Here is a 15,463-nt window from a genome sequence, read left to right as displayed (position 1 = left end):
CCAAACGTAGGTAAATGGGGCAAGCATAAGCACTTGGTCAAAGACAAATTTTTACAGGAGCATTTGCCCAAAACCCGCGTGTATTCTCCTGAAGAGCTATGGGAGTATACGGAAGCATACAAGCGTGTGATGCTGAAGCCTTCGGGAGGTGGCGGTGGGGCAGGGATTATTCAAGTAACTGCGCAAGGAGAAGACAAGTACTTGATTCATAGCGGGAAGCGCCGTCGTGTCGTAGTAGGAAAGAACAACACAATCCAGTATGTACAATCGCTGTTTCGACCCAAAACATATTTGCTCCAGCCACGTATCCCGCTTGGTAGAATCAACGGAAAACCTTTTGATGTGCGTGTCATGATCCAGCGAAGGAGCAGCAGGGAGCCTTGGATTATTACGGGGTGGTGTGCCAAGCTCGCAGGTCCAGGGTATGTCGTGACGAATGTGGCTCGCAGCCGCGGAAGGGTGCTGCCCATTCGCACGGCAATAAAACAGTCCAATATAGAGGCTGGCCCTCATCTCTTGAGTGATATTCGCATTGTAGCTGCGGCTGCTGCCAAGCAACTGGGAAGAGCCTATCCGACCCTTCGGGAAATCGGTTTGGATTTAGGGATTGATGTCGATGGCAAGCCATGGATTATTGAAGCGAATTTCCGCCCATCCCTTTCCCTTTTTCAAAAGCTGGAGGATCAGACCTTTTACAAACGCATCGCCGCAATGAGAAAACGATAAGGGGAAAACCACTTGTCGATGTTCAAACGGTAGAACATGGATAGGTGGTTTTCTATGTTTATCTACATCAAAATAATATGGGAATAATGTTAATGATCTTGCAATTACAACTATGTCGCAGCCACTAGCTAAGGAACGAAAAAGTTGATAGAATGCCTCTCAATAAGATGGGAGGTAATATAAACGTCGATGATAACTTTGTCTAAAAAAGAACTGTTGCTTGTCAGTTTTATGCTCTTTTCGATGTTTTTTGGCGCGGGCAACCTCATTTTTCCACCCTATCTCGGTCAAGAGGCTGGAACCTTTGTTTGGTTATCCATTGCAGGCTTTGTGTTATCTGCTGTCGGTCTTCCCATCCTTGGGGTAATCGCCATCGCAAAAGCAGGAAGCTTTTACAATTTGGCAAATCGGGTTCATCCAAGCTTTGCTCTTATTTTTCCTATTTTGATCTACGTATCGATTGGACCCGCTCTTGCCATACCGCGTGCAGGCAGTCTTGCGTACGAGATGGGGATGGCGCCGTTTTTGCCGGCACAAGCTGCTGACTCCTCCCTGAATCTGTTCATCTATACCATTGTATTTTTTGGCATTGTGTTTTGGTTCAGCCTCACGCCTTCCAAACTGATTGATCGCTTTGGGAAAATACTGACTCCTACACTGTTGACCTTGATTGCGTTGATCTACATCAAGAGCTTATTCACGCCACTCGGTCCGACAGGGATGCCAGAAGGAAAATATGCCGCTAATCCGGTTGTCCAAGGCTTTCTTGACGGGTATTTAACAATGGATGCTTTGGCTGCTCTTGTGTTTGGTATCGTGATCGCCAATACATTAAGGAGCAAGGGAATCGAAGACAAAAAGCAACTGTCCGCGAATATGATTAAAGCAGGTCTCGGCGCAGGTGTTTTGCTCACGTTCATCTATGTTATTTTGGGACTGCTGGGTTCATCTGGTGCCTCTTTAGGCAGGCCAGAAAATGGCGGACTCCTATTGACGGCGATCATGAGGCAGCTGTTTGGGACAAGCGGCACGCTCATTCTCGGTGTTATTTTTACAGTTGCCTGTCTATGTGTCTCAATTGGGCTCGTGACCTCGTGCAGTCAATATTTTCATGGACGATTCAGCGGGTTGTCGTATAGAGGGTGGGCGATGCTTCTATGTGTTCTGAGCATGGGAGTAGCCAATTTGGGATTATCGGAGATTCTAAGTGTTTCGGTTCCGATCCTGGGCGCTATCTACCCGATTGCCATCGTGCTCATTCTATTGGCATTGCTTGAACGTTGGATACCGGAGCATTCCTCAGTGTATATGACGACTGTCGTAGTTGTGACGGTCTTTGGACTCGTAGATTTGATGAACCTTACGTTTTTCGCACGTCGTTGGGACGATATTTTGGGCGTACTTCCGTTTTACAAGGAAGGGGCCGGTTGGATCATGCCTGCATTATTTGCTGGTTGTGCGGGTGTCCTGCTCGATTTTCGAAATCGGACAAACCGTGGCAGAACAGGTCCAACCCAATCATCTAAATAACGCAGCAAGCAAGAGAGGGCTTCGTTTTCGCGGGGCTCTCTTGTTGTGCGGATAACAAATTTGTTACTTTTTAAGAGGTTCATTCGTAGTAAATGTGTTACTACCTAGAGAGAATTGGGGAGGTTCAATTACGTGAAGTTAACACCTGTTGCAGAAGGTGAGCGAATCCGACAGTTAGATGGCATAAGAGGATTTGCCCTCTTGGGAATCTTGCTGGTGAATATGCCGTCCTTTATGTATCCGCTCTTGTTTTTACCAGATTCAGGGCTCGTACATACTCATTCAGAAATGGATGGTTGGATACGACTGCTGTTCAATATGTTTGTACAAACGAAGTTTTACACAATCTTCGCGTTTTTGTTTGGGGTAGGGTTTTATTTGTTTATGCACCGTGCCGAGAGCAAACAGCTGCCTTATCAGAGCTTGTTCACTCGCAGATTAGTTGTATTGCTCATTTTTGGGATGGCACATATGATTTTTCTCTGGTACGGAGATATTCTTCATACGTACGCCTTGGCTGGATTTCTTTTGTTGTTGTTTTACCACAGACAAGAAAAGACCATAAAAAGATGGGCGTGGACACTCTTGATAGGTGTGCAAGCCTTGTACGCTCTTATGCTAACCGTTCCAGAGAGCTTCGTTCCCGTGCTGGATGAATCACCGCTTGTTCAAAAAGCAATCGATGCTTATACGAATGGGTCGATGGCCGAGTTGTGGCAATTCCGGATTGCGAATGAAATACCAATCATTTTCTCACTTGAGTTTTTTATTGTCCTATCCGTTCTGCCTCTCTTTTTGTTCGGATTGTTGGCAGCGAAGCGAGGAGTATTTGAGAGAACGGAAGAATTTATTCCGGCTATTCGTCGCGTATGGTGGATTGCACTCGGATTTAGCCTTGTACTCGTAACGATGATTCCACTTGTTCAATTCGGCATCGTAAAATTCCCAGCCTCGATCGCGATCACTGTTCAGACATTTGTTACCTGGAGTGGCCTTAGCCTGAGTGCTTTTTACGTTACTTCACTCCTGCTTCTCTATCGGAAAGATAGCGGCAAGCGCATACTGAAGCATTTGGAGCCGGTTGGCAGGATGGCATTAAGCAACTACTTGAGTCAAACCATCATTGCTGTGGTTGTTGTGCGTATCGGCAATTTGTACGGAACGACTGGTCTTGCAATAGGCTTGGTGTTTAGTTTGGTTATCTTTGCAGTTCAAATCTTCGTGAGTCGCTGGTGGCTCACCAACTATCAGTTCGGTCCGGCGGAATGGCTTTGGCGGTGTTTGACATACGGCAAATATGTACCGATGAAACGATAAGGAGGATCTCATGCGATTTGACACTATCATGACAATTGCTGTCGTGCTTGTGCTGACGTCCTGTTATTATTATTTATGGAGATGGCTTCGTTCGAAAACGTCCAGTTGATCTGGGCGTTTTTTTGTGCCTTCCGAACCGTATGAACGCGGAGGATAAAAGTGGAAGCAATGGGGCAAAATTTTCCTATCTCACTTGAGTTTTGGGAAAGGGAGGGGACATGACGGTTTCCAAGCTTCTTCATATATAACGTTGCCGTTTCTCCGGATCAACCTAAGAAATAACAGGCAGCAGCGCTCTGGCAGTAGGAAGGAGGAAGAGGATGGATGGCAATTGGATTCCTTTTTTGATCGGCTCCTTTGTAGGATCGATGGCGGCTCTCATCCTGCTGGGAGTGCTCTTGGTCTGTCTTTTTCGTCCTCTAACGCAGTGGTTGCTTGCTCGGTTCATGAAGCGCCTTATGTCAGATCGCTATCCGGAAAATATATTTGAGATGTTCTCCGCGATGACCAAAGTCAGCCCTCGCTATGTCCTTGAGAACAGTCTGCGAGCAACGACTGGAGAAGCCATCGAGCGTCCTTTCGGGAGTCCGCGCAAGTTCTTGAATTTCGACAGCTTGATCTTTTCTCCTGCGCAGCTGGCGGTGCTGCCAACGCGTGAGGATGCAGAAGTTGACATGCGCATCACGATTGGACCCATGGCCAAAAAGCCGTTGACGTTGGATATTCCGCTCATGGCAGGAGCGATGGGGTACGGAATCGGAGTGAGTGCCGATGTGAAAATCGCTATGGCAAAAGGAACAGCTGCTGTGGGTACATTGACCAATACCGGGGAAGGTCCGTTATTACCGGAAGAAAGGAAATTCGCCAAGCATCTGGTGATTCAATATAACTCGGGAACGTGGGCGAAGGAGCCGGAGATTTTACGACAGGCAGACGCCATTGAAATCCATTTTGGTCAGGGAGCGACTGCTGCAGCAGCAAGCTTCATCCCTGCAGAATACATCCAGGGAAGAGCTGCTGAAATCATGGGCGTTCAAAATGAGGAAATGATCGTCATTCCTTCACGACAGCCGGAAGTATCGAAGCCGGAGGATCTTACTAAGCTGATTGACAAACTGCGCACGCTGACAGACGGCGTGCCAATTGGCGTCAAAATTTGTGCGAGCGGCATTCTCGAACAAGACTTGGAGATAGCGATTCAAGCAGGGGTAGATTTTATCAGTATCGATGGGGGACAAGCGGGAACAAAAGGGGGACCTCCAATCTTGGAGGATGATTTCGGTTTGCCTACTATCTATGCATTGACGCGTGCCGTACGTTATTTGAACGAAAAAGGAGTAAAAGACCGGATTACCTTATTGTCTGGAGGCGGCTATACAACTCCGGGTGAGTGCCTGAAAGCCATTGCTTTGGGAGCAGACGGAATCTTTATGGGGACAGCTATTTTGTGGGCGATGACCCATGATCAGGTGACAAAAGCTATACCGTGGGAACCGCCAACTGAGCTGACGACTTATCCTGGCAGCTTAAAAAACAAATTCGACCCCGATTCTGCTACCAAACATTTGACTAACTTTTTTCTTTCCTTTGTGGATGAAATGGAAATTGCAATCCTCGCTATGGGGAAAACGTCTCTACGTGAAGTTACGGCTGCTGATCTCGTCTCACTTGATGAACTGACTAGCAAAGTGACGAAAGTACCTCTTGCCTATCATTCATCCTCTTCCAATTGAACAGCATGATAGTCGTACGAATGGGAGGGATTCGTATCGATCAGGGGATCATCCAAATCAAGTCGCCCGCACAGTACACCGGGTGGACCATGACCCAGACGTGGGAGCATCTTCTCTTTTTACATTGGGCCATTTCTCCAGCGTCTATCCAGGAGCTGATACCAGCAGGGCTTGCGCTCGATACATACGCAGGCAAGGCATGGATCAGTATCATACCGTTTTTGCTGAGCGGCGTGCGATTGCGTCGTATGCCTTATGTTCCGTACACGACCACCTTTCCAGAAATCAATGTTAGAACATATGTAAAGGCGAAAGGAAAATCGGGTGTCTTCTTTCTTTCGCTGGACGCATCTAATCCCCTTGTGATCAAGATTGCGAAATATTGGTACCGCCTGCCCTATTATCCCGCCCAGATGACTTTTCATCGACAAGGGAGCTTGATCGATTTTACATCCAGGCGTATAGGGGATGCATCCTTGTCTCCGTTGTTCAGAGGCAGCTATCAACCCGTTGCGGACACCTTCATGACGCAAGAGGCGACACTGATTCATTGGTTGACGGAACGCTACACGCTTTTTTGTACCTGTAACAGAACGAATCAAATCATGTATGCAGATGTGTTTCACGAGCCGTGGCAGCTACAGCAGGCAACCTATCATATTCGTGAAAATTCGATGACCCAAAATCTTGCGTTCCCACTAGCGGACTCTCCGGACCTAGCCTTGTATGCACGTGGGGTGCGAAGCTTTATTTGGCCGATACAAAGAATAGCTGATCTATCATCTTCAGGAGATAAGAGCCTATGAATGCTATCCGCCCAGGACTCATATCGATTCCAGGAGACATAAGTGACTGATACCTGTCCATCCGGTATCAGTCTTTTTCGAACAAGAGACTTGCCAGACTGACTTTTGGTCGGTAAGATGAGAGATAGTACTTTTTTTCGAAAAACAGGAAGGATCTGGTATTCGGTTATGGCACGAAAAGAACGAATCGCTGAGCTGGATTTGATCCGTGCTTTTGCATTTCTGGCAGTGGTATACCAGCATGTCATTGGTGTGTACATCCGTGAGCCGGGACTGACAGAGCAAACAGCGATTGTCTATGGAATGTTGTTTCATTTGCTGAAATTCGCCGTACCTGCATTTATTTTCATCACGGGGCTCGTTCTGTTTTACAACTACTCCGAGAAAGTGAACTACCTTTCCTTCACGCGCAAACGGGTAACAGAGATTTTGGTTCCATATGGGATCTGGTCGGTGGTGTATCTTTACTTGATGGAGAGACCACTGGGAGAAGGAGCTGCGTTCGTCTGGAATGTAAGCAAAAACTTCCTGACTGGGACGTCCTCCTATCATCTGTGGTTCGTCGTGATGATTTTTCAATTCTATCTGCTGTATCCATTTTGGCAAAAAGTTTTTGATCTATTGCGCGGATTTGTTTCAAGCCGCTTCCGCCTCGCAGTTGCACTAGGTGTCACCGGCTTGGTCTACGGGGGACTGATGTGGTTCTCAGCTCGCTACATTCCGGCCCACGCTTTCCGTTTTGACATGACTTGGCTCGATACGTATTTCATCAAATATCGGGACAGAAATGCCTTCTATTATTTCTATTACTTTTTGTTCGGTGGCTTGGTTGCTTTCACAATACCTGCCTTTCGCGGAATTCTGAAACGATACTGGCAATGGATTGTCATCTCGGTTGGAGTCCTGTACGCAATCATTGGCTATGAGCTTTTCCGTGATTCGGGCGAAGGCAAGATCAATTTAAATGTAGCAACTTCCTTGAAGCCGTCCATGTTTCTCTATACGATGGCTTGCTTACTGGCTGTGTATGCTATCTGCTTGTGGATGAGCAAAAAGCAATCAAAATGGACACATTGGCTAGGTCTCATCGGGAAATATTCATACGGAGCGTATTTGATTCATGCGTTGATCTTGACGTACTTGATGAAGGGTTTGCGCAAGCTTGAGCTTTTTCACACAGGAGTGTGGGGAAGTATCGTCGCATTTATCTTGTGCTCGATTCTTTCTTTTGCCATATCGTATGGGCTGGGAAAACTGCCGTTTGGCTCCTGGCTGGTGGGGGCAGCAGAGAAAAAGTCAAAAACGATCCCGCGGGCTCAAAAGGAATGGCAAAACGCAGGTTGACATAGAGCAGTTTAGCCAGATGTAGTGAATCGTAGGAGGATGAGGGGAGAAGCGAGTCGTCATGCTGTTTGCTTACATTCAGTTAGCCTTGGCGATGGCCTTGGTGGGAAGTAACATCTCCATCGGTAAAGAAATTGTTTCCCATGTTCCGGTGTTTTTGTTTTCTGAATTGCGCTTTTTACTCGCGATCGTAATCCTTCTGCCACTGCTTGCAATGCGTGGAGAGTGGAAAACTTCCTGGAGCCGTGAGGAAGGCAAGGTGTTATTTTGGCAGTCGTTTTTCGGTGTGTTTCTGTTCAGTATTTGCATGCTGTACGGCGTGCAGTGGACGACAGCTACCGCAGCTGGCATCATCACGAGTACTGTACCTGCCTGCATCGCTTTGTTTTCGTTCTGGATTCTCAAGGAAAAATTACACGCTAACAGCTTATTGGCGATCGTTCTTTCGGTCGGCGGCATATCCTTCATCACGTTCACAGGAGGCAGTGGGGGACAAAGCTGGATCAGCATGCTGGGCAATCTTCTCGTATTTTTCGCAGTCGTCAGCGAAGCGCTCTTCACGATTTTTGCCAAAAGACTGTCTGGAAAAATTACGCCATTCCAAATGACGGCCGCAATTAATGTCATCAGCTTTGTCTTGTTTCTGCCGTTTGCCATTTGGGAAAGCTTGCAGTTTGATTGGAGTGCAGTACCTGCAAATGTATGGTGGTTGCTAGTGTACTATGCGTTTACGGCCAGTATCTTATCCTTCTTTCTCTGGTACAAAGGAGTGGAGAAGGTGGAGGCTTCCAAGGCTGGCTTGTTCACAGGAATGATGCCGATCAGCGCTGCTCTCGTGGCTGTCTTTTTCTTGAACGAAGCGTTTACGTGGATGCATGGAGTGGGGATGATGCTGGTACTCGCCTCCATTTTTATCGGGACACAGCAGCCGCGGCGTAGGAGTTCACCCGTTGAAGGCTAGTGGGATAGCATAAAAGAAAGGTCTCGGATACTCTTGTGTAATTTCGTCGAGGGATTCCGGGGCTTTTCTGTTGCAAAAAAACGCCCTGGCAGCATGGCCAAGACGTTTTTGTCCAGTTGTTATCAAATTTATTTGGTTAATGCATTTTCCAAATCTTTCACGCCACTGTAAACCAATTCGAACAAGTCAGCGATGTTTTCTTCTTCGATGCAAGAGAAGGCGATGCGCAGATCAGTTTGTCCAAGAGCGATCGTACCGACACCATACTGTTCCAGCAGGTGCTGACGCAATGTTTCCGCTTCTACCGTCTTCAGCTTGAGGCACATAAAGTAGCCGGAGTTGAACGGATAGTAGCCCCACACGTCATCGTATTTTCCACTGTCGAGCACTTCCTTGACGCGGTTGGCGCGGCGTTTCATGATCTCGAATTTCTCCTGCTTTTGTGCTTTGTATTCAGGAGCTGTGAGCGCATGCAGCACGAACGTTTGGGATGGGTGAGATCCACTGGACAGAGTCGCGCGGATGATTCCCATTGTCTTCTGCTCAAGAGCACTGAGCAAGTCGCTGGATGGAGCAGCATACGTAATGAAGCCAACACGGAAGCCCCACACGTAATCTTCTTTGGTAGCCCCATCTACTTTTACAGGCAAGATGCGCGGGTGAACGTTGGACAAGCTCGCAAAGAGGGATTCGTGCATGGAATCCTCGAAGAACAAGCCGAAGTAAGCGTCATCTGTGACTGCAACGATGTTGATGCCTGCTTCAGCACCTTCCTTGAGTACTGCCACGATTTGCTTTCCTTCTTCCGGACCTGGTGTATAGCCAGTTGGGTTGTTCGGGAAGTTGAGTACGACGATGGCTTTGCCCTTGTCTTTTTGCGCAAAAATTGCATCACGCAAAGCGGAGGCATTAAACTTCATCTCGTCGTTATACAATGGGTAGTAGACCATTTCCGCACCGCGGCGGATAGAGAAAGTAAGCTCGTAGTTTTCCCAGTTTTTGTCCGGGATAATAACACTGTCGCCTTTGTCAGCGAACAAGTCTGATACGATGCTCAAGCCATGTGTCAGAGCGTTTGTCACAATCGGATTACTAAACGTCTGATTTGCCAATGCTGGCTGTTCCTCGATCATTTTTTGACGCCATGCTGCACGAAGCTCAGGCTTTCCTGCTGGTGGGGCATATTCGTAAATGTCTTTTGGCTGGTAAGCAGACAGATTATCCTGAATGACCTTCAGATGCATCGGTTGACCGTTTTCCAGTGCAATCCCGATAGTGGCGTTGTACTTTTTCGCTTTTGCTTTAGCTTCTGCCGATTGGCTGAGAATCCCCTCTTTTGGGAAATAAATCAGCTTTGCGATATCGGACAGCATTTCATAAACGTGCGGGTTTTCCCGTTGGATAGTTTCGTTCAGCGTTGATGCCAATGAATGCATGGTAGCCTCCCTCTTCATTTCAAACATCTATCTTTACCAATAAAGATAGCGTATCTACATGCATTTGTCACCCTTGCCCAATGGGATATTTCAGATTTTTCAAGGTTCCTTTTGACAAACGAAGACTTCATTTGCTACCGTGAAATCGAAAACAGAGGAGTTGCGGGAGGGAGATAGAGATGGCAGAGCGCATTATTGTTCGCCTGGGTGACCCTATCTTGCGTGAAACTTCGAAAAAAGTATCAGCCATTACGCCGCAAGTCGAGAAGATATTGGATGATATGGCCCAAACCATTTATGCAGGGAAAGGTCGTGCTGGCTTGTCCGCTATTCAAATTGGCATACCGAAGCGCCTGGTGGTCATGGATTGCGGTAGCGGCTTGGTTGAACTGATCAATCCTGTGCTGCTTGAAAAATCAGGGGAGCAGGTAGGTCAAGAAGCATGTCTTTCGATCCCGGGTGTTTTTGGAATTGTACGCAGGGCGAATTATGTCAAAGTTCAGACGTTAAACCGCCAAGGAGAAACGATCACGATCGAAGCCGACGACTTCCTTGCCCGGTGCATTCAGCACGAGCTGGACCATTTAGAAGGTATTTTGTTTATTGATCATGTGAAAGAGCTCTTCTCGGCAAAAACAGGAAAGAAAGTAAGCCTTCAGGATCTTCATCGTATGTTGTTTGACCGCAGAAGAAGATAACGAAATGAATATGCATAAACACCAAGGAGATTGACCGATGAAGCGTTGGAATATTATGTTGACAGGCTTTGGAACCGTAGGACAACAGGTAGCAAAACTGTTGGAGCAGCGAAGGGAGAGGTACCGCAATCTGTATCAGGCTGATGTCAGACTCGTGGGTGTTGTTCGTTCTTCTTCTGGTCTATACGATGAGAACGGAATTGATTCACGAAAATGGGAAGACTATGCGCAAGCAATACAAGCAGTGGACCCATCGTGGGACTCGCTTGATTTTATGAAGTCGGTACAAGCAGATGTACTTATTGAGGCTGGTCCATCCATGAAAGATGGCGGGCCCGGTCTCACTTTCATTCGATATGCTTTGAAAAATGCCATCCATGCCATTGCCATTTCAAAAGGGGCACTCGTCGTTGATTATGCGGGTTTAGCCGATTTGGCTAAAAAACAAGGCGTCGAGTTAAAAATCAGTGGGGCCACAGCAGCAGCCCTGCCGACCATCGATCTTTTGCGATATAACCTGGCAGGATGTGAAGTGAAGAGAGTCGAAGGCATATTTACAGGGACGACCAACTTCGTTCTCACGAAAATGATGGACGAAGGACTCACCTGCACGGAAGCAGTCCAGCTCGCTCAGAAAATGGGAATCGCTGAGCCTGATCCTTCTTACGATATAGATGGTTGGGATACAGCTTCTAAGCTCACGATCCTTGCCAACGCCGCTTTTGATGCGCAATGCAAGCTGTCTGATATCGATCGCACGAGTATTCGCGAAGTAACACCAACACAAATAGAGGCATGGAAACAGCAGAAGAAGATACCAAAGCTGATCGGAACGATCCAAAAGGACGCGCAAGGATCACTTTCTGTAGCAGTTGAGCTACTTGCACTTGATGCTATGCATCCATTTGCGGCTGTATCAGGTACGACGAAAGCCATTCGTGTAGAAACAGATGTCATGGGGGATTTATTGGTCGTCGGTGGGAAATCAGATCCTGTCGCTGCGGCAGCTGCTGCGTTAAAAGACCTTGAGCATATTATTAGCAAATAGTCAGGTTCGCATGTGCTTCCAGCGTTCCTTAGGAATGAGTCGTTTACAACGGCGTGCATACTAGGTGTGCACCACAAAAAACGGCGAGGGGGCCATACGGATGAATCGATCGTCTGATGTCAATGCCGAGCTGCAGCAAGTATCTGCTTACCCAACCAAGCAAAAAATGCATCAAAAAGACGTTGCGCTGGTAAATGAGCAGGAAAGCTGTTGTTGTTCCCCCAATAAACAGGCGGCTAATGAGCAGCAGGAATAGCGCCTACACGAAAAAAGCCGGGTCTCATGACGAGACACCGGCTTTTCGTATATTCATTTGCGATCTATCCGATAAATTCTTGTACCCAGTAACCGTTCGTGACGCCTACACCAATCTTAGTGAACGCAGGGTTCATAATATTTTGGCGGTGGCCTTCACTGTTCATCCATTGTGTCATCACTTCTTGTGGACTGCGTTGACCCATGGCAATATTCTCACCTGCAGTTTGATACTGAATGCCAAACTGCTTCATCATGTCAAATGGAGAACCGTACGTTGGGCTGTTGTGATCAAAGTAGTTGTTGCTAGACATATCTTGTGCTTTTGCCAAAGCTACTTTGGACAGTGCTGCATCCAATTGAACAGGCTTGAGACCTGCTTTTGCACGTTCTTGGTTCACCAAATCCGCGACTTGCTTTGCAAAATCACCAGTTTGTGCTTGATCCGCTTGATTTGCTGGAGCAGCAGGTTGAACAGGTGCTGGCTGCACTGGTGCTTGCTGAGCTGGAGCTGGTTGCACTGGAGTCGGTTGTACTGGCTTCACAGGTTGTTGCTTAGGCTGCTGTGGCTGTACTGGCATTGGTTGTCCAGGCATATAGCCTTGCTTTTGTGGATAGAAGTTCCAAAATTGTTGAGCATTTGGAGCTTTTTGGAATTGTGGCATCATATATTGGAATTGTCCGCCAGGTACAGGGCAATTAGAAGCAGCTGAAGCGGAAGTAGCAAAGCCCGTTAGAGCCAAGCCCAAACCAAGAGTCATCGCGATTGTAACAGAACCAAAACGTTTCATTTAACAAATCTCTCCTTTTTTTTGCCTACGAGGTTAGTTGTCGGATTCGGATTGAGGAAACAACCCTACGCCAATTGGCGATTCACCCCAATGTGGAACTGCTCATCCACAAAAAAGTCCCCCGCACCTCCTGTCAAGCAGGAAGTCTCGGCTTATTTCGTTTGGCATGAACAACGATATCAGACAATCCCAATCGAAATAAAGGAGTAATATATGGCAAATAGCTAGAATGGTTGATAAATTAGGCTTTTTGCCCTTCGTTTGATTGTTCGTTCCAAGCGGTCAAGCCGCCTTCCAATGCATTTGCTGTAAAACCATGCTCACGAAGAAGAGCAGCAGCCTTTTGCGCTTTATTTCCAGTTGTACATAAGGTGACGATCTGTACATTCCGAACCAGCTTTTCTGTTTCCTCATCGAGCGGCTTGTCCTGTTCTTTCATTAGAAGATAGGGAATGTTTCGAGTTGGTGCGTTTTCGCTAAAAAGACTGCCGGCCATAAATTTTTCTGCGTCGCGTACGTCTATTAAAAGAACGGGCGTTTTTTGTTGAAGCATTTGAGATAATTGAATCTTTGTTAGTGTGTGATGATTTTGCAATGAAATCCCTCCCAGTCCTATTGTAACAGAGTACCGCAATGACCAGAATAAGGATGAACGGTTGATTTTATTGGACAACCATGGTAGAATGAACTTGCTACTTGAAAAATTGATACCTAACATTCATCGAGGTGTATTTGTATGCTGATGGATAACATTTTTGAATCCCCGATTCACACTGGCGCGGTCATCGGAGCCGCAAGGATGGAAGAGAGGAAGGGCTTTCATTGTTTTAGGTTTTCAAAAGGTTTAGTTTTTAGTTTTGCAGTTCCGTCCTATGATAATCGGAGTAAATAATTTTCACATATCATGAAGGCGTATCATATAGATGATCTGGTATTTCTTCATGATATGTGAGCTTTATTTGCTTCGGTAAATATGACTAGCATATTCAAATTGAATTTTTGGAGGTTTTTTTAAATGCAAACGAACGGAACAGTAAAATGGTTTAACGCAGAAAAAGGTTTCGGTTTCATTCAAGTAGAAGGCGGAGACGATGTATTCGTACACTTCAGCGCAATCCAAGGTGACGGTTTCAAAACTTTGGACGAAGGTCAAAAAGTTCAATTCAACATCGTTCAAGGTAACCGTGGTCCACAAGCTGAGAACGTAGTAAAACTGTAAGTCTCCTTATAAAAAAACTGTCCTTTAGCGGGCAGTTTTTTTGTTTGGTTACATAATGATGTCGCTGACTAGGTATGAGGAAGTCAGCGGATGTTCTAGTTGTTCAATGAAAGGTAAAAAATAAGGAACTATGGCGCCCCACCATAATTCCTTATTTCCATTTTGCTAACACGTTAGAGGCAAGTATCGATTTCAATCGTCTTAAATTGGCTATCGAGCACAGTAAGGCCATTCACTTGTCCGCCACCAATGGAGGTACGGCCGTATGTGGTGAGCAGAACGTTTTCATTGTTGCGAGCTACAGTTAGGCGTACTTCATAATGGAAGGAAGCAGGAATCGCTGCATTAAATACAGTCCGAGTGTTTGCTGGAAGAACTGTTGTAACGTCAACTAATGTACTGACTGGATTTGTCTGAGTAACAGCATTACCCCAGTTTAATACTTGTACACGCACTTCCACATCTCGGTTGTTTAGATTTACGATGTCAAGGTGAGCTGTGAGCGCAACATTGAGATTGTTTTGCAAAATACCTGTTGTTCTCACAAGTGTTTCTCTGTGATGTTTGCGGTGCTTGCGATGTTCGTGACGTTCGTGATCCTCGTGATCTTTGTGATCTTTGTGGTCCTCGTGATCATCCTTGTGATCCTCGTGATGTTTGTTACGGTTGTGATGCTCTTCGTATTCCTTTTCTGTCATCCTGATCACTCCAATTTGTATAGAATCTAGTGGGACAATAATACGATATTGTTTCTTGTCTAAATTTGTAACGGCGAACGTAATGGGACGAGTAACTATTTTTGATAGGGGAAGGTGGAATTTTTTGAAAGAAGATCATGTATGCAAACAACTAGACTATTCGGCTCGATTTGAGTGGGGATACGAAGGGGTGGAGCATGTCGGAGCGGTATCGGATATGATCGTCATCATCGACGTGCTGTCCTTTAGCACATGTGTCGACATCGTAACTGGACGCGGAGGAATCGTCTATCCTTATCAGATGAAGGATGAATCTGCTGTGGAGTTCGCCCAGCATAAAGAAGCACTGCTGGCTGGAAAACGTGGAGAACCCATTTCTCTGTCACCCGCTTGTCTGAAAACGATTCCGGTCGGAAGTAAGATTGTTTTACCCTCACCAAACGGATCGACATGCACAGTATTGGCAAAGAAAACAGGTGCGACGGTGATTGCAGCATGCTTGCGAAATGCACCATCGGTGGCAGCGTACATACGCAAGCGTTTGGGAACAGTGACTGTCATTGCTTGTGGAGAGCGTTGGCGTAATGGAGCTTTGCGCCCCGCCATTGAGGATATGATTGCCGCAGGTGCATTGCTTCACGAATTAGAAGGGTATCGTTTGTCACCGGAGGCAGAAATAGCGGTGGCAGCTTTTCGGTCGGTGCAAGATCAACTCCCCGCTTATTTGCAAAACTGTGCGTCAGGTCAAGAATTGATAAGTATGGGATACGCTGAAGATGTCACACTTGCAGCGAAGTGGAATAGTAGTCGCGCAGTCCCCATTCTCAACGAAGATTTTGCTTACCAAGCCATTTTGTAAGTCGTCCTTTTCGCATAAAGAATCCCTCATTCGGTAACCATG

16 protein-coding genes and 1 riboswitch are annotated in these 15,463 nt (G+C 46.5%); of the genes, 12 read left to right on the top strand and 4 right to left on the bottom strand.

What is annotated here, in order from left to right:
• Window positions 1–33 precede the first annotated feature (33 nt).
• The 7 genes from AB1L17_RS14980 to AB1L17_RS14950 all read left to right on the top strand — a co-directional run bounded on the left by AB1L17_RS14980 (window position 34) and on the right by AB1L17_RS14950 (window position 8,417).
• Window positions 34–726: a YheC/YheD family protein gene (locus AB1L17_RS14980; RefSeq protein WP_412845622.1), complete on the top strand. Its 693-nt coding sequence runs from the start codon at window positions 34–36 to the stop codon at window positions 724–726.
• Window positions 727–915: 189 nt separating this feature from the next.
• The gene (gene brnQ, locus AB1L17_RS14975) at window positions 916–2,256 is read left to right on the top strand and encodes a branched-chain amino acid transport system II carrier protein (RefSeq protein WP_412845623.1); all 1,341 of its coding nucleotides are present in this window, start codon (window positions 916–918) and stop codon (window positions 2,254–2,256) included.
• Window positions 2,257–2,388: 132 nt separating this feature from the next.
• The gene (locus tag AB1L17_RS14970; protein ID WP_412845624.1) at window positions 2,389–3,573 is read left to right on the top strand and encodes a DUF418 domain-containing protein; all 1,185 of its coding nucleotides are present in this window, start codon (window positions 2,389–2,391) and stop codon (window positions 3,571–3,573) included.
• A gap of 320 nt (window positions 3,574–3,893) precedes the next feature.
• Window positions 3,894–5,306 (top strand): FMN-binding glutamate synthase family protein, encoded by a 1,413-nt coding sequence (locus AB1L17_RS14965; protein WP_412845625.1) that lies wholly within the window; start codon window positions 3,894–3,896, stop codon window positions 5,304–5,306.
• 20 nt (window positions 5,307–5,326) lie between these two features.
• On the top strand, window positions 5,327–6,112 hold the full coding sequence (locus AB1L17_RS14960; RefSeq protein WP_412845626.1) for a YqjF family protein: 786 nt from the start codon (window positions 5,327–5,329) through the stop codon (window positions 6,110–6,112).
• A gap of 168 nt (window positions 6,113–6,280) precedes the next feature.
• The gene (locus tag AB1L17_RS14955) at window positions 6,281–7,456 is read left to right on the top strand and encodes an acyltransferase (protein WP_412845627.1); all 1,176 of its coding nucleotides are present in this window, start codon (window positions 6,281–6,283) and stop codon (window positions 7,454–7,456) included.
• Between the two features lie 61 nt (window positions 7,457–7,517).
• On the top strand, window positions 7,518–8,417 hold the full coding sequence (locus AB1L17_RS14950; protein ID WP_412845628.1) for a DMT family transporter: 900 nt from the start codon (window positions 7,518–7,520) through the stop codon (window positions 8,415–8,417).
• 128 nt (window positions 8,418–8,545) lie between these two features.
• Here AB1L17_RS14950 and AB1L17_RS14945 read toward each other — a convergent pair whose 3' ends face one another.
• Complete coding sequence (locus AB1L17_RS14945; RefSeq protein ID WP_412845629.1) at window positions 8,546–9,853, bottom strand: aminotransferase class I/II-fold pyridoxal phosphate-dependent enzyme; 1,308 nt, start codon at window positions 9,851–9,853, stop codon at window positions 8,546–8,548.
• Between the two features lie 179 nt (window positions 9,854–10,032).
• Between AB1L17_RS14945 and def the strand changes: the two genes are divergently transcribed.
• The 3 genes from def to AB1L17_RS14930 all read left to right on the top strand — a co-directional run bounded on the left by def (window position 10,033) and on the right by AB1L17_RS14930 (window position 11,855).
• The gene (gene def, locus AB1L17_RS14940) at window positions 10,033–10,551 is read left to right on the top strand and encodes a peptide deformylase (RefSeq protein WP_412845630.1); all 519 of its coding nucleotides are present in this window, start codon (window positions 10,033–10,035) and stop codon (window positions 10,549–10,551) included.
• A gap of 37 nt (window positions 10,552–10,588) precedes the next feature.
• Window positions 10,589–11,599 (top strand): homoserine dehydrogenase, encoded by a 1,011-nt coding sequence (locus AB1L17_RS14935; RefSeq protein ID WP_412845631.1) that lies wholly within the window; start codon window positions 10,589–10,591, stop codon window positions 11,597–11,599.
• 100 nt (window positions 11,600–11,699) lie between these two features.
• Complete coding sequence (locus tag AB1L17_RS14930) at window positions 11,700–11,855, top strand: hypothetical protein (RefSeq protein WP_412845632.1); 156 nt, start codon at window positions 11,700–11,702, stop codon at window positions 11,853–11,855.
• Between the two features lie 64 nt (window positions 11,856–11,919).
• Here AB1L17_RS14930 and AB1L17_RS14925 read toward each other — a convergent pair whose 3' ends face one another.
• A complete protein-coding gene (locus AB1L17_RS14925) occupies window positions 11,920–12,645 on the bottom strand; it encodes a CAP domain-containing protein (protein ID WP_412845633.1) in 726 nt (241 codons plus the stop codon).
• A 7-nt stretch (window positions 12,646–12,652) separates the two neighbouring features.
• Window positions 12,653–12,808, bottom strand: a riboswitch (cyclic di-AMP (ydaO/yuaA leader).
• 78 nt (window positions 12,809–12,886) lie between these two features.
• Window positions 12,887–13,240: a rhodanese-like domain-containing protein gene (locus AB1L17_RS14920; RefSeq protein ID WP_412845634.1), complete on the bottom strand. Its 354-nt coding sequence runs from the start codon at window positions 13,238–13,240 to the stop codon at window positions 12,887–12,889.
• A 420-nt stretch (window positions 13,241–13,660) separates the two neighbouring features.
• Between AB1L17_RS14920 and AB1L17_RS14915 the strand changes: the two genes are divergently transcribed.
• Window positions 13,661–13,864: a cold-shock protein gene (locus tag AB1L17_RS14915; protein ID WP_007729289.1), complete on the top strand. Its 204-nt coding sequence runs from the start codon at window positions 13,661–13,663 to the stop codon at window positions 13,862–13,864.
• A 173-nt stretch (window positions 13,865–14,037) separates the two neighbouring features.
• Here AB1L17_RS14915 and AB1L17_RS14910 read toward each other — a convergent pair whose 3' ends face one another.
• Window positions 14,038–14,562 carry a hypothetical protein gene (locus AB1L17_RS14910; protein WP_412845635.1) on the bottom strand — a complete coding sequence of 175 codons (525 nt, stop codon included), beginning with the start codon at window positions 14,560–14,562 and terminating at the stop codon, window positions 14,038–14,040.
• Window positions 14,563–14,686: 124 nt separating this feature from the next.
• On the opposite strand from AB1L17_RS14910, the gene AB1L17_RS14905 reads away from it, so the two are divergent.
• Window positions 14,687–15,421, top strand: a complete 735-nt coding sequence (locus tag AB1L17_RS14905; protein WP_412845636.1) for a 2-phosphosulfolactate phosphatase — start codon at window positions 14,687–14,689, stop codon at window positions 15,419–15,421.
• The last annotated feature ends 42 nt before the right edge of the window (window positions 15,422–15,463 follow it).

The organism is Brevibacillus jepli (assembly GCF_047229145.1).
In the GTDB taxonomy this organism is placed as follows: domain Bacteria; phylum Bacillota; class Bacilli; order Brevibacillales; family Brevibacillaceae; genus Brevibacillus.
This window is presented reverse-complemented; position numbering and strand designations above follow the sequence as displayed.